Raw genomic sequence first — 19,918 nt, 5'->3', positions numbered from 1 at the left:
GTCCAAGGTAAGAGGCCATAAAAATATCGCGTATATATCCAAAAATTCTTGAGATTAAAGTGAATATGGCAACTATGATACCTGATTTAATTATTTGCATATTTAGTATCTTTACAATATATTGATACTTAAAGATATTTAAAGGAACTACAAAAAGCAATGGAATTATTTAATGCAGATGCGTTATTAAGTTTATTTACCTTAACCACTTTAGAAATCGTACTAGGAATCGATAATGTTATTTTTATTGCATTGCTTATTCAACGCTTAGAAGGAAAAGAGCGTAGGAGAGCTAGAATCATAGGTTTAAGTTTGGCATTAGGGATGAGAATACTAATGTTGCTTGGTGCTACTTGGATCATGAAAATGACTTATCCACTATTTACAGTGTTTTCTATGGAGGTTTCAGGGCAAAGTCTTCTTTTAGTTATAGGTGGGTTGTTTTTAATAATAAAGAGTGTTATGGAGCTAATAGAACTTTTTGATCCTGAGCATGAAGAAAAGAAATTAGCTAACCCTGAAAAAAGATATTTAAAAGTGATTTATCAAATTGTTTTTATTGATATTGTTTTGTCTTTTGATTCAATTATAACTGCTGTGGGGATGACAGATAATTTTCCAATTATGGTCATAGCAATTGTTATAGCTATGTTCCTTATGTTAGTTGGTTCTGAGCCAATCAGTAGATTTATTTATACGCATCCTTCGATAAAAGTAATAGTTTTAGCATTTATTGCATTGGTTGGAGTAATGTTATTACTAAACGGATTTGATATAAGTTTCAACAAAGGATATTTATATTTTGCAATGTTTTTTGCAGGTATTGTTGAAGCAATCAATATATATTTACGTAAAATACAAGGGCATTAGAATTTAATGAATATTTATTTTCCTCTAAGAATTATTTCTGACAAAACTAAAATTGATTTCATGAACATCCGCTACTTTAATATGGGGATATCTCTTTTATTATTATTAGCATCTATATTTCTTTTGTCATTCAAAGGTTTGAATTTAGGTATTGATTTTAAGGGCGGCACAGTTATTGAAGCTAAGCTTGACCAAAAAGCAGAGTTTACTCCATTATATAATATGTTGCATGATCTTAATCTTGGGGATATTCATCTTCAGAACCTTGACTCAAACAATATTATGATAAAGCTTGGAAATAGTTCAAATGAGACTCAAGATAAAAATATCAGTATTTTAAAGGCTGCACTTAATAAGTATTTTGATAATAAGATTGAATATTCCAAGATAGAATTTGTTGGTCCACAAGTTGGAGCGGCGTTAATTCAAGATGGTATTATGGCTATGTTATTTTCTTTTATAGGAATAATGTGTTACATAGCCTTCCGCTTTGAGTGGCAATATGGTCTAGGAATTATCATAGCTTTAACGCATGATACAGTTTTTACGCTAGGATTTATGAGTTTAACTGGTTTAGAGTTTGATTTAACATCAATTGCAGCAGTTTTAACGGTTATAGGTTATTCGGTGAATGATTCGGTGGTTATTTATGATCGTATTAGAGAGAATATTTTGAAGTATAAAAAGTTATCTGTACAAGACATGATTAACCTAAGTATAAATGAAACATTGGGAAGAACAATGTTAACAGTATTAACTACATTAATTTCTGTGGGGGGGTTGATTATTTTTGGCGGTGATAAATTACACAGTTTTAGTGTGACTGTTTTTTTTGGAATAGTGGTTGGAACATATTCCTCAATATATATTTCAGCTCCAATTCTAATTCATTTGGGGATAAAAAAATTCTTAAGATAGATGGACATAAAATCAGAACTTAATTCTTTTCCTAACGCTGTTAGAATATGCCAGCTATTAATGGGTGCTGGTGGTGAAGTTCGTTTTATAGGTGGATGTGTTCGAGATATTTTAATCAATAGAAATCCTGCAGATATTGACCTTGCAACTAATCTCATTCCTGATGATATTCAAAATGTTCTAGAAAAAAATAAAATCAAATATTTCAATATAGGTAAAGAATTTGGCACTATTGGAGCTGTTATAAATAAACAGCAGGTTGAAATAACCACTTTGCGTAAAGATCTAGTATGTGATGGTCGTTATGCGCAGGTGCAATTTACAGATGATTGGCAAGAAGATGCTAAAAGAAGAGATTTCACTATTAATGCTTTAAGTGCGGATATAGACGGTAATGTTTATGATTATTTTGATGGGTTAGGTGATTTAAAACAAAAAAGAGTTAGGTTTATAGGTAATGCTGAAGAGAGAATTACTGAAGATTACCTACGCATTTTGCGTTTCTTTCGGTTTTCTGCTTATTTTTCAGATTCAATTGACGATATAGGATTAGAGGCATCTAAGAAATATGTTGAGCATTTAAAAGGTATTTCAGGATATAGAATTAGATCTGAAATGAGTAAAATATTTCTTGCTCCAAAAACAATAGAAACCCTTAAAGTTATGGAGAAAGAGCAAATATTACAAGAGGTTATTTCTTGTAATGACGCTTCCATAAAGAGATTAGAGAAGCTATGTTTTGTGGCTAATGAGTTTTCCTGTAAGATAGATGAATTGCTTTATTGGGCTGTTTTAATAAATAAAAAATCCTTTGATCTTCCTTTGTCTCGGGAAGAAAAAAGATTATTCATAAAATTAAATAGCCAAGATGTTACTAATTGGGATTATGTTAGTTTAAAGAAATACTGGCAAATATATAAGCAGCATTTTAAATCTTTCATATTATTAAATTTAGCTAAGAGTAACGTTGAAATTAAAAATAAAGAAGATTTAAAGAAATTATTTGATATACCAATTCAGGAGCTTCCGGTTACTGGAAATGATTTATTAAAATTGGGTGTTGAGCCTGGTAAGCTTATGGGTGAATTGCTCCAAAAGGCAGAGGAAATATGGTATCATCATGAATTTCAAATTACAAAACAAGATATAATAAGCAAGTTAATTACCTAAATCCTTCGTGCTTATTTTATAATTTTCTATTTATTTCAGGATTTTTATCTGAGCGGATTTCTATATTATGCCGATACCCCTTCTTGTTATTCTTTTTTATATATTAATATATTAATTAATAGTTGACATAATAGTAAAGATATGTTATATTTTCAAAATTATTCATAGATATTAACAATTTATACTTTATTTATAAATGATGAGCTGTTTGATTTTTAATTAACTAAGGAGAACTTAAATGACAAGTGATGCACTGAATTCTAATGACGTATTAATGAAAAAGGCTGCAGCCGTTGCTGGAGATATTAATTCTTTAGATTCCTTATGGGAGGAGAGTCCTACTACAGTAAAACAGAAAGCTCTTATATTAAATGAAGCTATTTTAAATAACCAAGTAGCTACTGTTAGATTTTTATTGGAAGAAAAGAATGTTGATCCTAATACTAAATTTGCAGGAACTACCGCTTTATTTTGGGCGAATCAGCGTGGAAATTCTGAGATAATTGAATTATTGTCAAAAGATTACACAAAGAAAGAAATAGTTATAAATGAGACTGCTGTGGAAGCTGAGCAAGAGCTCTCTCTTGAAAGTGAAACAGTTACATTTGAAACATCAGCTGATTATTCTTCATATGTTCCTTATGCGTTTCTTGTTGTAGGAATTGCTTCTTTAGGAGCTTTGCACCAAATCTCATTACATAAAAACTCATATGATGCTCCTAATCCATTTGGTGGTGCGTTAACAGCTTTTGGTAGTGCTATTTCTTCTTATGTTAGTAGTTTCAATCCGTTTAGCGCTGCGCCAAAGGTTACTATTGCTGCTGCAACAGTTGCAACAAAAGTTATAGAAGAATTAGAAGAGACAGAGATTCCTGAGTCCTCGTATATAAATTTAGGAGCTGAATTAGAAACGCAACAAGCATTTGTTAATGCCCAAAAAGTATTAGAAGATCTTTTCTTGAATCGTGCAGGAAATTCACAAGAACTTTTAGGGCAGACAGAAGAAGATTTTGTTTTGGTTGAGGGAGTATAATCCATCATTATTTACGGGCTTAAAAGCTTGTATTTTTAGGGCTATGATTCTAACTTGATGTTTAATGATAATTTGATAGGCTATTATTGGTCTATCAAATTATTAAAGATGTTGAAAGTGAATCTGGAAAAGTCAAAATTTATACGCTGTGGATGGGTAGGTAGGGGTAAGCCTCATTATGAGAAATATCATGATGAGGAATGGGGAGTTCCAGTTCATGATGATAACAAACATTTTGAGATGCTTATTCTAGAAGGTGCCCAAGCTGGATTAAATTGGGAGACCATTCTTAAAAAAAGGGAAGGATATAGAGAGTTATTTAAAAACTTTATTCCTTCTAAAGTTGCCAATATGACGGATAGTGATCTAGAGGCATTATTATTAGATCCTAAAATTATTCGTAATCGTCTTAAAGTATTTTCTGCCCGCAAGAACGCTAAAGTGTTTTTAGATATCCAAAAAGAATTTGTTAGTTTTAATAACTATGTATGGAAATTTGTTGGCGGCAATCCAATATTAAATAATTGGAAAGAATTGAAAGAAGTCCCAGCAACTTCAAAAGAAAGTGATGCGCTTTCTAAGGATTTAAAAAAGCGCGGTATGACATTTGTAGGATCTACCATCATATATGCTTATATGCAGGCAGTGGGTTTAGTAAATGATCATTTAGTGAATTGTTGGCGATATCACTTAGCTAAACATTAAATCTAAAATGCATAACATCTCCATCCTTAACAACGTATTCTTTGCCTTCAAGGCGCATTTTACCTGCTTCTTTGCATCCTTGTTCTCCTTTGTATTGGATAAAGTCTTCATAAGAAATAGTTTCAGCGCGAATAAATCCTTTCTCAAAATCTGTATGAATTTCTCCGGCTGCCTGTGGAGCTAATGATCCTTTCTTTATAGTCCAAGCATGTGCTTCTTTAGGACCAATGGTAAAAAATGTATCGAGGTTTAGCAGTTTATAACCACCACGAATAATTTTATCTAAGCCAGTTTCATTAAGACCTAAGTCTTTTAAGAATTCTATTCTATCTTGAGAGTCAAGTGTTGAAATTTCTTCTTCAATTTTTGCTGAGACGATTACTATGGGGCATTTTTCGCTGTTAGCTTTTTTAGTTACCTGTTCAGAATAGTAATTGCCTTTAGCAGCATCATCTTCATTAACATTACACACATATAATACAGGTTTAGAAGTTATAAGGTTTAAGTTTTTGATAAGTTTGGCATTGTCTTTATCAACAATAGTTCTAGCTGGATTTCCATCAGACAAACATTTTAATAATGCTTTCATTATTGGTAATAATTCTGCTGATTCTTTATCGCCAGTTTTAGCTTTCTTCTCTATATTAGGGAGTCGTTTCTCAATAGATTCTAAATCCGCAAGAACCAATTCGGTCTCAATTATTTCTGCATCATTGAGAGGAGAGATATTATTTTCAACATGAGTTACATTGCCATCATCAAAGCAGCGCAATAAATGGATAATGGCATCTACTTCTCTAATATGAGATAAGAACTGATTTCCTAAGCCTTCTCCTTTGCTTGCTCCGCGGACTAGTCCTGCAATATCTACCATTTCAATTTGGGTTGGGATAATTTTTGCAGAACCTGCAATTTTAGCTAAAGCATCAATACGCTCATCTGGTACAGAGACTATTCCAAAATTAGGCTCAATAGTGCAGAATGGGTAATTAGCAGCTTGAGCTGAAATAGTTTGTGTTAGTGCATTGAAAAGGGTTGATTTACCAACATTTGGTAGGCCAACGATTCCACATTTAAATCCCATAATTTATTATTCTCCGTAGCTATGTGTTTATTTAATCAAATTTATTGTTTTTTGCTAGGCCAGCTGGAGGAATTTTTCCAGATTTGCCTCGTTTAGCAATCCATGGGGTGAGTCTTTTTTCTCTTCTTTGTTGGCTTAAGTAAGTCCAAGATAACCCTTCTTCAGATGAGAATAATTTTAGCGCTGATAATTTTGCATCTTGATATTTTTGCAATTGCACGCCCTGTCCTCGTTTCATTTCTGGTAGTTCATCAGTTTTAAAAATTAATAGTTTACGGTTGCTACCAAGTATTGCCACTAAATCATGTGATGGATCTATAGGTTTACATATGATAGCTCCATCTCCTTCGGCAACATTCATTACTTTTTTGCCCAATTTAGTTTGGGCTAAGACTTCATTACTTTCAACTACAAACCCCTTACCATTTCGGGTGGCCAATAGTATTTTTTGTTGGGGGTGATATAGTTGTATATTAATAATATGTTCATCTTTATCAAGGTCCAATAACAAATTAATAGGGTCACCATCTCCTCTAGTGATATTCAGGCTATTGGCAGAGAGGGTGTAGAATTTTCCTGTTTGAGTAAAAACTAAGATTTTGTCTGTGGTAAATAACTCAATAATAAATCTTGGGCCATCATTGTCTTTGTATCTTAGTTTCTCAAGTGAAGCATTATGTCCTTTGAGAGCTCTAATCCATCCTAATTGTGAGCATATCAAAGTAATAGGTTCTTTTGCTATATAATCTTCAATATTTATATTTTGAGAAGGGGGAAGTGCTGTGTTTTCTATAACAGTTTTTCTAGCTCCTATTTTTGTCTTTGAAGAAAACTTGTTTTTGACCTCAGTTAACTCAGATCTAATTACTTTTCTTAAGGAAGCAGGGTTAGCCAGAATATCTTCTAACTCTGCTTTTGTTGCACTTAAATTACTATGCTCAGTTCGGATAGTTTCTTCTTCTAATCTACGTAAAGATTTAAGCTTCATATTTAAAATAGCTTCTGCTTGAATTTCACTTAAAGAAAATGATTGCATTAGCATTTCTTTAGGTTCATCTTCATAACGGATAATTCTAATTATCTCATCTAAGTTAAGATAAGCTATTAAGAAACCAGCTAATATTTCAAGACGATGGTTAATTTTATCTAATCTATACAATGAACGTTTGGTTATTATTACCTCACGATGTTTTAAGAATTCTTCTAAGATTTCCTTGAGACTCATAACTCTTGGAATTGTATTGCTATCAAGCACATTCATATTAAAGCTTACTCTGTATTCTAGGTCAGTAAGTTTAAATAGAGATTCCATTATTGCTTCTGGAGCAATGTTTGAGTTTTTTGGTTTTATGACTAAGGAAATAGTTTCAGCAGAATCATCATAGAAATTATCTATTAATGGAAGTTTTTTATCTTTGTATAATTCAGCTATTTTTTCAATTAGGCGTGACTTTTGTACTTGATAAGGTATTTCTGTAATTATAATTTGATAATTATTGCGTGGTAAATCTTCTTTATGCCAAACAGCTCTTACCTTAAAATTTCCTTTGCCTGTTTCATAAGTTTTTATAATATTTTCTTTGGTTTCATTTATAATTCCACCAGTTGGTAAATCTGGTCCTTGAATATATTCTAGCAAATCAGCTACAGATAAATCTGGTTTAGACAGTAGTTTTAAAGAGGCTTCACAGAGTTCAGCAATATTATGTGGAGGAATGGATGTTGCCATCCCAACAGCAATTCCTTCGGTTCCATTAGCGAGTAAATTAGGAAACATTGCAGGAAGAAGACAGGGTTCATTATCTTGTTCGTCATAGGTTGATTTAAAGTTAACAGTGTTTTCTTCTAGATTTCTAAGTAAATAGAGTGAAACTTCTGTAAGCCTAGATTCTGTATACCTCATTGCCGCTGCGTTGTCTCCATCAATTGAACCAAAGTTTCCTTGGCCTTCAATTAATGGGTAGCGAATGGTAAAATCTTGAGCTAGGCGGACTAGTGCATCATATACAGCGGTATCACCATGGGGGTGGTATTTACCAATTACATCACCAACCACTCTAGCACATTTCTTATAAGCAGCTTTAGGATCCATTTTAAGCTGAAGCATGGCGAATAGGATACGTCTATGAACAGGCTTTAGACCATCTCTTACATCCGGTAAGGATCTGGACATAATGGTGGACAGAGCGTAAGCTAAGTAACGCTCATTTAAAGCATCAGTAAATTTAGTGTCAATGATCTTACTTGGCATTATAGATTGATTAAATCCTTTGATTTTAATATTTTCTAATCTCTTATCTTAGCGATTTTCACAATCTCTGCAACATTTTTACTTCTGAGTTTATTAATAGTAGAAGATATTTGTGTTTTGTTTTCTTTATTTATGAAACCAACAAAGGTGGTGAATTTAATTTAAAATTCACTACCTTTGTTCTTTTTAGAGTTAATTAAGCATTGTCCTGCATAGGGTTTGCTGAGCTTACTTCAACAGTTTTATCTTCTATTTCTCCAGATAGGAATGGCCAATGATTTGTCATTTTTGCATAGACACAATAACCTGCAGCAACAAGCAGCACAGGAGTTGCAATTGATAAACTTATTATCATTGCTTCGTTTATATCATTTGCTGAATCGTCATTACTTTGATCAGTAGGCCCCGATGCAAATATGAAGTTATCTTCTGTTAAGTCAGTAGGAGTAAGATTTTCTAGTATAACTCTTTGGTTGTTATCTAGGTAAATTATAGTTGGTGAGGATACTATAGTAAGATCTTTTATATTATTAATATTAGAGAATGCAACTAAGTTTATTAACTCATTAATCTCATCAAAGTCTGTTATTGTAGTATTCACTCCAGAATGCTCTAGGAATGTAAATTGTGAAGTGTTTTTTAAAAGAAGTAAAAAGCATATACTACCATTTTAGTACATAGTTTAACTCCTTTTGCATAACCTAGTATAAAACATAAAACACATGATTCAATAGAAAGTTGAGAATTTAACTATAATATGTTGTGGATGATACTAATATCAATTTCTTAAAAACTATTGTATTATAAAGATCTTTAATATATGCTGAGGCAAATTAATTTATGTTGTTTTGAGGTGTTTTTAATGAATCCAATTGTGACAGATATAGCTATTATTGGGGCAGGGCCTGTAGGGCTGTTTACTGTATTTCAAGCTGGCATGCTTAAAATGAAATGTCATGTTATTGATAGTCTTGATGCAGTTGGAGGGCAATGTGTAAGTTTGTATCCAGAGAAACCTATTTATGATATTCCTGCTTATCCTAAAATTTTAGCAAAGGATTTGGTGGATGCTTTGTCTGAACAAATTGCTCCTTTTTCTCCTCAGTTTCATTTGAATCAGAGGGTAGATCAGTTAAGTAAACAGGGTGATAATTTTATTTTAGAGACAAGTAGTGGTAGTGTTATACAAGCTAAATCTGTAGTTATTGCAGCTGGTGCTGGTGCTTTTGGTCCTAATAGGCCCCCGCTTGATCGTCTAGAAGAATTTGAGAATAAAAGTGTTTTTTATATGGTAAAACGCAAAGAAGATTTGCGTGGTAAAAAGGTTATGATTGCAGGAGGAGGAGATTCTGCTGTTGATTGGGCTATTTCTTTATCTGAGATTGCAGATGTAACTATTGTTCACAGAAGAGAGAAATTTCGTTGCGCTCCCAATAGTCATGACCAGATTTTAAATCTTGCTGCCGAAGGAAAAATTAAAATAGCTACTCCATATCAGTTAGATCAACTAGTTGGTAAGGATGGTGTTTTAGAGGAAGTAGTGCTTAAAGATTTTGACGGTAATACAAAGTCTTATAAAACTGATGTTTTGCTTTCATTTTACGGTTTGGCAATGGATATTGGGCCTATTGAAAATTGGGGTTTAGATATTCATAATAAGCATCTTTCAGTTAATCCTACTTCTATGGAAACAAATATTCCTGGTGTATTTGCTGTTGGAGATATTTGTTCATATCCTAGTAAATTAAAATTAATTCTTACAGGTTTCAGTGAATCTGCTGTAGCTTGTCATGCTATATATAAATTGGTATTTCCTGGAGAATTATTTCATTTTGAATATTCTACTACTAAAGGTATTGTGGTTTAATGAGCAGTTCTAAATTAATTGATGGAAAATTAATAGCTTCACAATTGCGTAAAGAAATAGCTGAAGATGTTGCCCGTTTTTATCTAGAGAAGAATATAACTCCAGGGCTTGCTGTTATTCTTGTAGGAGAGCATCCAGCCAGTAAATTATACGTCAGAAATAAAATAATAGCTTGTAAGCAAGTCGGCATAGCATTATTTGAGTTTTATTTGCCTTATGATATTTCTGAAGAGCTGCTAATTAAAACAATTGAAGAATTAAACCGAAATAATGAAGTGCATGGCATTTTGGTTCAATTACCGCTTCCAGAGCATATTAATGCTACCAACATAATCAACTCTATAGACCCTGAAAAAGACGTTGATGGTTTTACTCCAACCAATCTTGGTAAATTGGTAACACAGCAGGAATGTTTTGTTCCTTGTACCCCTCAAGGATGCTTAATTCTAATAAAATCGGTTGTTGGAGATTTAGATGGGTTAAGTGCTTTGGTAATAGGGCGTTCTAATATCGTTGGTAAGCCAATGTTTCATGTATTACTGCAAGAGAATTGCACTGTAACTTTAGCTCACTCATATACTAGAAATTTAGAAGAGCTATGTAAAAAGGCAGATATTCTAGTGGTGGCTGTTGGTAATGGATATATAATTCCTGGTGCTTGGATTAAAACTAACTCTGTAGTTATTGATGTAGGTATAAGTTATGACTCCAATGGCAAAGTAACAGGGGATGTAGAGTTTGAGCAGGCGGCTATAAGGGCTAAAGCAATTTCTCCCGTTCCTTATGGAGTTGGTCCAATGACTATTACCTGTTTATTGAAAAATACATTAAAAGCTGCTGTTACATGTTCTATAGATTAAAATAGTTGTTTCTTGCTAATAAAGCCTTGCAAATATTGTTGTTGAAGTAATTAAAGGTTGTAATGATGTATCTTGTATATTAACATTCTTTTAATTTAATATGGGTATATAGGCTATATAGATAGTGAAAAAATTGCTAAATAATAAACTTGTTATTATTGGGTTTAATCTTTTGATTTTCTTTTTTCTAATTTTATCTATTGTTTTTATTAGCAATATAGCGGCTTTTATATTGCTAGTTTTAGTAGCGATTTTATGTGCCGGTTTATTCAATTACTTTTATAGTATAAAATTTCTAGAAAGATTTTGTTCTAAGAATCATGTAAATAATTTTGCCGTAAATCAATTGTCTTATCCTGCATTCGTTGTTTCAAAGTCAGATAATTCAATTATAGAAAGCAATAGTTATTTTAAAGAGTATTTTCCAGGGGTTTTAAATTTAGATGATTTATATAAAGATTCATCTGAGGAGCTGTTGGAGCTGTCTTCTGGTCGTGAAACCGCAGTATTTTTTATTAATGGGCCTAAGAAACATAAAAATCATATTTGCGATGATGGATGTCTAGATGAGTTGCTTTTAACGTTTTTTGACGCTTCTCCAATACCTAACATTCTGATTGATTTTCAAGGTCAGGTTATTAGAAGCAATAATGCTTTTATTGATATGATAGGAGATAAAAAATACAAGAGGCCAGGTTGGTTATTTGATGCGATAGTTGATAGGCCTGAAAGGGAAGTGATTAAAAAGTCTATATCTGACATTGCAAGTCATAAGCGCATTATAGAGCCAATAGAAATAAAAATTATAGGTGAAAGAAAAATAATAAGTTTTTTATTTATCACTAGGTTATTGCATCATGATTTAAAGGAGGCGCTCCTAATTCATTTAATAGATATAACAGATCATAAAAATCTTGAAATGAACTTTGCTCATTCACAAAAAATGCAGGCCTTAGGGCAGCTTGCTGGGGGAGTTGCTCATGATTTTAATAATTTACTCACGGCTATGTTAGGTTTTAGCGATTTATTGCTGATGCGTCATCCAGCTGGAGATCCATCCTTTTCCGATATTATGCAAATAAAGCAAAATGTTAATAGGGCGACTAGTTTGGTTCGACAATTATTGGCTTTTTCTAAGAAGCAAGTATTAAATATTCAATTAACCGATGCTAATGAAATTTTGGCTGAACTATCCAATCTGATTATTAGATTAATTGGAGAAAATATTAAATTAAATATTGCTTATGATAGGGAGTTAAAGGCTGTTAAAGTTGATCAAGGTCAGTTAGAGCAGGTAATAATAAATCTAGCTGTGAATGCAAGAGATTCAATGAGTAATGGTGGAGATTTAAGTATTGTTACTAAGAATATTACAATAGATGATAGTAATAAATTTTATCAGAAGCTTATTACTCCTTTTGTAAAAGAAAACATTGAGAATGGAGATTACGTTTTAATTACTGTGGCGGATGATGGCTGTGGTATTCCCAAGAAATTAATAAATCAAATATTTGAACCTTTCTTCTCTACCAAGGACGTCAGTGCTGGAACAGGGCTTGGGCTTTCTACTGTTTATGGAATTATTAAGCAAACAGATGGTTATTTATTTTTAGAGACCAAAGAGAATGTAGGGACTAAATTCTATATTTTGCTTAAGGCTCATGAGCATGAGGGCCAAGAGCTTATAGAAACCGAAAATAACAAAGATAATTACAATATATCTTCAGATTTTATTGATTTAAGTGGCAGTAGTGTCATTCTAATTGTTGAAGACGAGGCTCCGGTTAGAGAGGTTAGTAGTTATGCATTAAAAAATAGAGGATATAAAGTATTGGAAGCCGATAATGGGATAGAAGCGATTAAGACTGTGAAAGAGAAAGAAGGAAAAATTGACCTTATAATTTCTGATATTATCATGCCAGGAGTTAATGGGGCAGACATGATTAAAGAGGTGCATAACCTGTATTCAGAAATTAGAGTAATATTCATATCAGGTTATACGGAGCACGCATTAATGGAGGGTATTGTAAATAATCAAAAGATACATTTTATGGCAAAGCCTTTTAGTTTAAAACAATTAGCCACTAAGGTTAAAGAAGTTTTAAGTCTTTAGAGTTTTTTGTAGTTCTCCTGTTTCAAACATTTCTTTAATAATATCGCATCCTCCTATGAAATTTCCTTTAATATATAGCTGTGGTATTGTCGGCCAATCTGAGAATTCTTTTATTCCTTGGCGTAATTCTTCGCTTTCTAGTATATTTACGTCTATAAATTTTACATTCAAATGGTTTAAGATTGCTGCAACTTTAGCAGAAAATCCACATAATGGTATTTCTGCAGATCCTTTCATAAAAAGTACAATATCATTATTTTTAACCAAATTATCTATTTTTTCAAAGATTGGGTTATTTGTCATATTTGATTCCTCAAAAGATTATTTTTAATTTGTAGTTAATAGCTAAATATGCTACATTGTTTGTTAATAAATATAGATAATTATAGAAATATAGCTAAATTTTGTAAAAATAAAAGTATTTTTATTTATTATCTATTATGTACTTGTCTCTATAATTACTAAGGATTGTTTTGTGCGTTGTTATTTTAAAGTGCGTAAGCTAACCTTGATTTAGAAATTTTAGAGTTTTTTCTTAATAATTTAAAGCGTAGTTATTGTAGCACTCAAATTATGTATAGTAAATAATAAGGTAAAAGATGGTTAAATTAATTCAGCAAGCTAATAAGATAGTCATTAAGGTGGGGTCATCATTTGTTGTGGATCCTAAGCATGGTACAGTTAATCAAGAGTGGATTGATAGTCTCGTTGATGACATAGCAAAATTGAAGAAAGAGGGAAAGAAAGTAATACTTGTTTCTTCCGGGGCGATTGTTTTTGGTTGTAATTTATTAAATATTAATGTTTCTAAAGCTAAGTTGCAGGAAAAACAAAATGCAGCGGTATGTGGTCAACATGAATTAATGGCGATCTATAAAAAAAGTTTTGCTCGTTATAATATAAATATTGCGCAAGCTCTGGTAACTATAGAAGACGTGGAGAATCGTAAACGTTTTGTATCTATAAAAAACACTATAGATTATTTGCTTGAGAGGGATATTATTCCAGTGGTTAATGAGAATGATTTAATTGCTAATACAGAGATACGTTTTGGTGATAATGATAGACTGTCTGCAAGAGTGGCCCAAATATCCAATGCAGATTTATTAATAATGTTTTCTTTAGTGGATGGTTTATACACATCTGATCCAAAAGTAAATAAACAAAGTAGTTTTGTTAGTGAGATTTACGAAGTAAGCTCAGACGTTGAGGCGATGGCTACTGATTCTCAGCAAAAAACTGGAGGTATGTCAGCAAAAGTTGTTTCTGCCAAAATAGCTTTAAATAATAAATGCAATATTATAATAGCTAATGGTACTTTCTGTAACCCTATTAAGAGATTACTTGAAGGTGGAAAATGCTCTTCATTTGTGATAAACCCAAATTCTACAACAAAATATAAAATAGATTAATTTATGAATTGCACTATAAAAGAGCTAAAAGATGGTATAATTAATGTGCTTGATAAGCACAAGGCAGAAGATATTACTGTTATTGACTTAAAGGGTAAAAGTGATGTTGCTGAGATTATGATTATTGCAACCGGTAGGTCTAACAAGCATGTTTCTTCAACGGCAGAGTTTGTAATTGAAGAAATTAAGAATAGTGGAAATAACTGTTTTACTGAGGGGTTAAAAAATTCTGATTGGGTATTGATTGATGCTATGGATATTTTGGTAAATATTTTTAATCGCGAGAGTCGAGAGCATTATGCTTTAGAACAATTATGGCAGTCTTGAAGATTCAAATTTCTGCAATATATAACATTTCAAAATCCTCTCCTGAGGGAGAAATAATTTCTAGGTATATTAAGCGTATTCCTTGGTCTTTGTCAATTACTCAACTTGAAGTAAAAGGCAAGCTTCCACCCATTAAACAAAAAGAATGTGAAGGAAAATTATTATTAAAGTCTATTCCTTATGGAAGCTTTGTAATAGCTTTGGATGAAGTGGGTAAGAGCTTTACTAGTGAGGAGTTTTCCTTGAGGTTGGAAAGAGTTACCAGGCCCATTTGTTTTATTATAGGAGGTGCTCATGGATTAAGTTCTGAAGTTAGAGATAAAGCAGATATGCTTTTGTCTCTAAGTGATATGACTCTTCCTCATGTAATGGCTCGTGTTGTGCTAATAGAGCAGATATATAGAGCTTATACCATTAGTGCTAACCACCCATATCATAAATGAGTTATTTGTTGTTTTCTATATTTATAGTTCTTTTTTCCACTCTTTTAATTTCTCTAAGGCTCTTTTCGAGTAGGCAGCCTTACGCTCTGTCTTCTTGCATCTTTTTGTTAAAGGGGGGAATAACCCAAAATTAATATTCATTGGTTGGAAACAATCTGATTCTGCTCCTCCAGTTATGTGATTCAATAATGCGCCCAGTGCTGACTCAATAGGGGGAAGGGGAATTTTTTTATTTAGCTTCTCTAGTCCAGAAAAAATACCTGCTAGTAGTCCGCAAGCGGCACTCTCAACATATCCTTCAACTCCGGTGACTTGTCCAGCAAATCGGATATTCGGAGAATGTTTGAATTGTAGACTTGGAGATAATAATAATGGGCTGTTAATAAAACTATTTCGATGTATTCCGCCAAAGCGAGCAAACTCTACGTTTTCTAATCCTGGAATTTTTGTAAAAATTTCTTTTTGTGCTGAATATTTTAGTTTGGTTTGGAATCCTACGATGTTATATAAGGTACCTAATTTATTATCTTGACGCAATTGTACTACAGCAAATGGTTTTTCTTTGCTATGTGGGTTATTAAGTCCAACTGGTTTCATAGGTCCAAAAGATAAAGTATCTTTTCCTCTTTCTGCCATAACTTCAATTGGTAGGCATCCATCAAAATAGGGAGTGTTCTTTTCCCATTCTTTGAATTCAGTTTTTTCTCCTTGAATTAAGTCATCGACGAACTGGTAGTATTGTTCTTCGCTCAAAGGGCAGTTAATGTAATCCTTGCCCTCTCCTTTATCATAGCGTGATTGGAACCATGCTTTGGAAAAATCTATTCCTTCTTTGTAAACTATTGGAGCAATTGCATCAAAAAACGCAAGATTATTGGCTCCACCAAGTTTAATAATTTCCTGCATTAGGGAGTCTGTAGTTAGTGGACCGGTGGCAATAATCCAGTTTCCTTCTTCTGGTAATTTATCTATTAGTTTTCTATGAATTTGAATATTATCATGTTTTTTTAAATGGTTTTCTACTACATTAGAGAATTGTTCCCTATCCATGGCTAGAGCGCTTCCAGCAGGTATTTTGGTTGTATCGGCTGCCTTCATGATTAAAGAGTTACATAGGCGCATTTCTTGATGCAGTAATCCAATTGCGCTATTAACATCATCATTTCTAAAGGAGTTTGAGCAAACTAATTCTGCTAAATTATCAGTCTGGTGAGCTGGCGTTTTAGTTTTGCTATCTCTCATTTCATATATATTTACTTGAATGCCAAGATTTGCAGCTTGCCATGCTGCTTCACATCCTGCTAGTCCTCCGCCAATAATATTCAAAATATTTTTATTCATAATTGATAGCTCTTTATTGGTTAATTTAAAGTATATAGTTATAAGTAATTTATATTGAGCTTGCAATATATTCCTGTTGATATTAGACTTCATTTTAGATGGTTGGGATAATCACTTTTTAATTTTTTAAAAGGAGGAAAGTCCGGACTCCATGGAGAAATAGTGCTAGATAGCGTCTAGCGGAGCTTTCAGAGGCTCTAGGGAAAGTGCAGCAGAAAATATACCGCCATATTTTATGGTAAGGGTGAAATGGTGTGGTAAGAGCGCACCGCAAACTAGGTGACTAGTTTGGCGTGGTAAACCCCACTAGGAGCAAGTCCAAATAGAAACAGTTTTTAAAGTTTCTTCACTTTATCTAATTTATTTTAGAGAGCTGTTTGGGTAGGTCGCTTGAGGTTAATGGTAACATTAATCCTAGATAAATGATTATCAATAAAGTTTTACTTTTGAACAGAATCCGGCTTATACAACCATCATCTTTGTTTATATCTTCTTGATATTATTAATTAAGCTATTGCAATGTTTTAATAGTTCGGAGTAGCTTGATGAAGAAGTATTATTTCTTGATAAAAGGATTAACTTGATAGGAGAAACATTGGGTTTTATGTAGAGGCGGGTTAGTTCTCTTAAGCGGCGTTTTGATCTATTGCGTTTTACGGCGTTTCCTATTTTTTTACTAGCTATTACGGTATAAGAAAAGGATTTGGATGGTATATATAAGGCAACAAAATTATGACTTACAAATTTACTGCCTTTATCAAATATTTCTTGTAGTTTAGATTTATTCTTTTGTTTTTTAAGGTTATTTCTAGGCACAGACTAACTGACACAAAGACGTTTGCGTCCTTTTTTTCTTCTGTTGTTTAATATTTTTCTTCCACTAACAGTAGCCATTCTGGCTTTGAATCCGTGGCGATTCCTTCTGACCCTAACACTTGGTTGATACGTACGTTTCACTTTACATTTCCTTAGCCTAAAGTTACAATAGATTATGTAATCTAATAAATATTAGGCAAGAAGTCAATAAAAATTATGCAGCAATTTAAATTAATTATAATTCTAATTACTCTTCCATTTTGCTGTATGGCCGATTCTATTTACAATAATATATCTTTTTCTGCTATTCTTGATAATGGAGTATATTTTTTTTCTAAGGTGTGGAATTATAAAATTGTTTCTTTAGAGAGTCAATCTGTAACAGTTGCAAACATTATAATTGCAGTTATTTCATTTATTATAGGATTAAGAGTAGCTAGATATTTAAGTTCTAGTTTTAAGAGAAAGTTATTTTCTTTGATTAAGCTAGATAGGAATTCTACCAATCTTATTAGTAGAATTGTTGATTATTTATTTTTAATAATAATTATTATTATTGTGCTAGATATAGCTGGAGTGCCTCTCAATATATTTACTTTTATAGGGGGGGCTTTTGTTATCAGTGTAGGTTTATCATCTCAACATTTATTTAATAATTTTATTAGTGGTATTGCTTTAATTATTGAAAGTAAAATTAAAGTAGGAGATTTAATAGAGTTTGAAGATCTAATAGGTAGAGTTGAGGGTGTTGAAGCTAGAATGGTACAAATTAGAACTAGAAATAATATGGAAGTATTTATTCCTCATAGTAAATTAATGCAAGAGCGCTTTACTAACTGGAGCTATAACGGTGGCAGGGTTCGTATTCATACGGAGCTGAAAATAGATCAGAAAGATAATATAAACAATAATTTTGAAGATATTGTATTAAATGCCGTAATGCAGAATCATAATATTCTAACTATTCCTAAACCTCAAATATTATTAAATTCTATAGAAAACAATATCCTTAATTATGAAGTTAATTTTTGGATTAATGTTCATGATGTCGATCGTCGGGTGATTCTTAGTGAAGTTAATAATCAAATATTGAATACCCTCAGGGCATATCATATTCCTTTGGCTGTAGAAACTATCCGGCATATTAAATAAACTATTAATAAATAAACGATTTATTTAACTGAGAGGGTAATTAGTTAATTATTAGTTGTGTTTTTGCTTGACATATCATAGCGCTCAATGTATTAATATATTAACTGAATTATTTGCAATAAATTAACAGGTGAAAATTTTTTATTTTTAAGGAGGGGTATGCTTTGCAGTTTTAGTATAATGAGTGCTAATTTGTGTTTAAAGAGTGTCCTTTCGCTTTTTCAGATTCATCTAAATAACCATCTTTTGTTAGGGTGTGGAGGGGTGAATGACTAATCTAGTGGTTAATCCAGGAGCTGAAAGCTCTCTTGTAACTGGATGGAGTGGAGCCACAGGCGTATCTAGTACAGGATGGAAAAGGTCTTCTAATAATGCTTGGGTGCATAATGGTACTTATGCTTTTTATACTGCTTGTAGTAATAGTAATAATTGTCTTCCTATGGGACAAAATATTAGTTTTACTCCTGGAATTAACTATAAATTATCTCTTTATGTATATCAAGTTGGTGCTGGTCAGGGAGCCTTCTCTTTAAAAATAGATCAAAGTACCTTAATATCAGACACTACTTCAATATACTCTTACGTGCAATATAGCGCTATTTTCCAACGTAGTATTTCTGAAGGATATTTAGAGATACGAGGAGTAACTGAAAATTTTCTAGCTATTGATGATATTTCAATAACTGAAACTAATGAAACAAATTTGCCATCGGCTACGCCTAGTGGTGTTCCCTCGAGTTATCCGGGTTCTGCGCCATCGGCTCCGCCTATTGGTGTTCCCTCGAGTTATCCGAGTTCTGCGCCTACGGTTGCTCCCAGTGGTACCCCAACACATATAAATTTAGTAACTAATCCAGGAGCAGAGGATGGAAGTACCGGGTGGAGTAGATCTGGGGCTACCTCTACCTCTACAGGATGGGTAGGATATTGTAGCATCAATAATCATTGGAAAAGAAGTGGTGATTGTAGTTTTTTCACACAATGTGCAAGTAATTGCTTACCTTTCGTTCAGAATATTTCTTTTGTACCAGGTCATAATTATAAAATATCTATTTTTGCATATCATGATCATGATGATTCAACATTGTCTTTGAAAGTTGATCAATTATCTCTGATATCAATAACTAATATTCCCTCTTCTTTTACGGAGTATATGGTTATTTTTACAGCGAGTAATTCAATAAGTAGTTTACGAATAGAAGGTACAGCAAGTAATATTTTAGCATTTGACGATCTTTCAATAACTGAAACTACTGAGACAAATATACCATCGGCTACGCCTAGTGAGTCTCCTTCGAGTTATCCGAGTTCTATACCATCGGCTACGCCTAGTGGTGTGCCTTCGAGTTATCCGAGCTCTATACCATCGGCTACGCCTAGTGGTGTTCCTTCGAGTTATCCGAGCTCTATACCATCGGCTACGCCTAGTGGTGTGCCTTCGAGTTATCCGAGTTCTGCGCCATCGGCTACGCCTAGTGAGTCTCCTTCGAGTTATCCGAGTTCTATACCATCGGCTACGCCTAGTGGTGTGCCTTCGAGTTATCCGAGTTCTGCGC

20 protein-coding genes and 1 other RNA gene are annotated in these 19,918 nt (G+C 32.8%); 14 read left to right on the top strand and 7 right to left on the bottom strand.

The window, feature by feature from the left end:
* Positions 1-159: 159 nt before the first annotated feature.
* From N4A31_06405 to N4A31_06385, 5 genes are all read left to right on the top strand, one after another.
* Positions 160-870 (top strand): TerC family protein, encoded by a 711-nt coding sequence (locus tag N4A31_06405; protein MCT4635849.1) that lies wholly within the window; start codon positions 160-162, stop codon positions 868-870.
* A gap of 6 nt (positions 871-876) precedes the next feature.
* Complete coding sequence (secF, locus tag N4A31_06400) at positions 877-1,788, top strand: protein translocase subunit SecF (protein MCT4635848.1); 912 nt, start codon at positions 877-879, stop codon at positions 1,786-1,788.
* Positions 1,789-2,958: a CCA tRNA nucleotidyltransferase gene (locus N4A31_06395; GenBank protein MCT4635847.1), complete on the top strand. Its 1,170-nt coding sequence runs from the start codon at positions 1,789-1,791 to the stop codon at positions 2,956-2,958.
* 238 nt (positions 2,959-3,196) lie between these two features.
* Positions 3,197-3,991, top strand: a complete 795-nt coding sequence (locus N4A31_06390) for an ankyrin repeat domain-containing protein (GenBank protein ID MCT4635846.1) — start codon at positions 3,197-3,199, stop codon at positions 3,989-3,991.
* 117 nt (positions 3,992-4,108) lie between these two features.
* Complete coding sequence (locus tag N4A31_06385; protein MCT4635845.1) at positions 4,109-4,696, top strand: DNA-3-methyladenine glycosylase I; 588 nt, start codon at positions 4,109-4,111, stop codon at positions 4,694-4,696.
* Here the strand turns inward: N4A31_06385 and ychF are convergent.
* The 3 genes from ychF to N4A31_06370 all read right to left on the bottom strand — a co-directional run bounded on the left by ychF (position 4,686) and on the right by N4A31_06370 (position 8,632).
* Positions 4,686-5,780, bottom strand: coding sequence for a redox-regulated ATPase YchF (gene ychF / locus N4A31_06380; protein MCT4635844.1), 1,095 nt, complete (start codon positions 5,778-5,780; stop codon positions 4,686-4,688). The genes N4A31_06385 and ychF overlap by 11 nt on opposite strands.
* 31 nt (positions 5,781-5,811) lie before the next feature.
* Entirely contained in the window at positions 5,812-8,034 is a 2,223-nt protein-coding gene (parC, locus tag N4A31_06375) for a DNA topoisomerase IV subunit A (protein MCT4635843.1), read from the bottom strand.
* A 193-nt stretch (positions 8,035-8,227) separates the two neighbouring features.
* Positions 8,228-8,632 carry a hypothetical protein gene (locus N4A31_06370; protein MCT4635842.1) on the bottom strand — a complete coding sequence of 135 codons (405 nt, stop codon included), beginning with the start codon at positions 8,630-8,632 and terminating at the stop codon, positions 8,228-8,230.
* A gap of 261 nt (positions 8,633-8,893) precedes the next feature.
* On the opposite strand from N4A31_06370, the gene N4A31_06365 reads away from it, so the two are divergent.
* From N4A31_06365 to N4A31_06355, 3 genes are all read left to right on the top strand, one after another.
* The gene (locus N4A31_06365; protein ID MCT4635841.1) at positions 8,894-9,898 is read left to right on the top strand and encodes an NAD(P)/FAD-dependent oxidoreductase; all 1,005 of its coding nucleotides are present in this window, start codon (positions 8,894-8,896) and stop codon (positions 9,896-9,898) included.
* Positions 9,898-10,758, top strand: a complete 861-nt coding sequence (locus N4A31_06360) for a bifunctional methylenetetrahydrofolate dehydrogenase/methenyltetrahydrofolate cyclohydrolase (GenBank protein ID MCT4635840.1) — start codon at positions 9,898-9,900, stop codon at positions 10,756-10,758. Before N4A31_06365 ends, N4A31_06360 begins: the two co-directional genes overlap by 1 nt.
* 124 nt (positions 10,759-10,882) lie before the next feature.
* Entirely contained in the window at positions 10,883-12,871 is a 1,989-nt protein-coding gene (locus N4A31_06355) for a response regulator (protein MCT4635839.1), read from the top strand.
* On the opposite strand, the gene grxD is transcribed toward N4A31_06355, so the two are convergent.
* Positions 12,860-13,174 carry a Grx4 family monothiol glutaredoxin gene (gene grxD, locus N4A31_06350; protein ID MCT4635838.1) on the bottom strand — a complete coding sequence of 105 codons (315 nt, stop codon included), beginning with the start codon at positions 13,172-13,174 and terminating at the stop codon, positions 12,860-12,862. The genes N4A31_06355 and grxD overlap by 12 nt on opposite strands.
* 296 nt (positions 13,175-13,470) lie before the next feature.
* On the opposite strand from grxD, the gene proB reads away from it, so the two are divergent.
* The 3 genes from proB to N4A31_06335 are packed head-to-tail and all read left to right on the top strand — an operon-like array spanning position 13,471 to position 15,053.
* Positions 13,471-14,283 carry a glutamate 5-kinase gene (proB, locus tag N4A31_06345; protein MCT4635837.1) on the top strand — a complete coding sequence of 271 codons (813 nt, stop codon included), beginning with the start codon at positions 13,471-13,473 and terminating at the stop codon, positions 14,281-14,283.
* A 3-nt stretch (positions 14,284-14,286) separates the two neighbouring features.
* A complete protein-coding gene (rsfS, locus tag N4A31_06340) occupies positions 14,287-14,610 on the top strand; it encodes a ribosome silencing factor (protein MCT4635836.1) in 324 nt (107 codons plus the stop codon).
* Positions 14,598-15,053: a 23S rRNA (pseudouridine(1915)-N(3))-methyltransferase RlmH gene (locus N4A31_06335; protein ID MCT4635835.1), complete on the top strand. Its 456-nt coding sequence runs from the start codon at positions 14,598-14,600 to the stop codon at positions 15,051-15,053. The genes rsfS and N4A31_06335 overlap by 13 nt, the downstream gene beginning before the upstream one ends.
* A gap of 21 nt (positions 15,054-15,074) precedes the next feature.
* Here N4A31_06335 and trmFO read toward each other — a convergent pair whose 3' ends face one another.
* A complete protein-coding gene (gene trmFO, locus N4A31_06330; protein ID MCT4635834.1) occupies positions 15,075-16,394 on the bottom strand; it encodes a methylenetetrahydrofolate--tRNA-(uracil(54)-C(5))-methyltransferase (FADH(2)-oxidizing) TrmFO in 1,320 nt (439 codons plus the stop codon).
* A 95-nt stretch (positions 16,395-16,489) separates the two neighbouring features.
* Here trmFO and rnpB point away from each other — a divergent pair.
* Positions 16,490-16,875: RNase P RNA component class A (gene rnpB / locus N4A31_06325), an RNA gene on the top strand.
* A gap of 2 nt (positions 16,876-16,877) precedes the next feature.
* Here the strand turns inward: rnpB and rnpA are convergent.
* On the bottom strand, positions 16,878-17,210 hold the full coding sequence (rnpA, locus tag N4A31_06320; protein MCT4635833.1) for a ribonuclease P protein component: 333 nt from the start codon (positions 17,208-17,210) through the stop codon (positions 16,878-16,880).
* A gap of 3 nt (positions 17,211-17,213) precedes the next feature.
* Entirely contained in the window at positions 17,214-17,351 is a 138-nt protein-coding gene (gene rpmH, locus N4A31_06315; GenBank protein MCT4635832.1) for a 50S ribosomal protein L34, read from the bottom strand.
* A gap of 75 nt (positions 17,352-17,426) precedes the next feature.
* On the opposite strand from rpmH, the gene N4A31_06310 reads away from it, so the two are divergent.
* Positions 17,427-18,362, top strand: a complete 936-nt coding sequence (locus N4A31_06310) for a mechanosensitive ion channel (protein MCT4635831.1) — start codon at positions 17,427-17,429, stop codon at positions 18,360-18,362.
* Positions 18,363-18,630: 268 nt separating this feature from the next.
* Positions 18,631-19,918, top strand: a 1,288-nt coding sequence (locus N4A31_06305; protein MCT4635830.1) for a hypothetical protein, incomplete at its 3' end; no start/stop codon positions are given.

This window comes from Rickettsiales bacterium, from assembly GCA_025210695.1.
GTDB lineage: Bacteria > Pseudomonadota > Alphaproteobacteria > Rickettsiales > CANDYO01 > CANDYO01.
The sequence above is the reverse complement of the archived record's forward strand: the minus strand, read 5'-3'. Positions and strand labels throughout refer to the sequence as shown.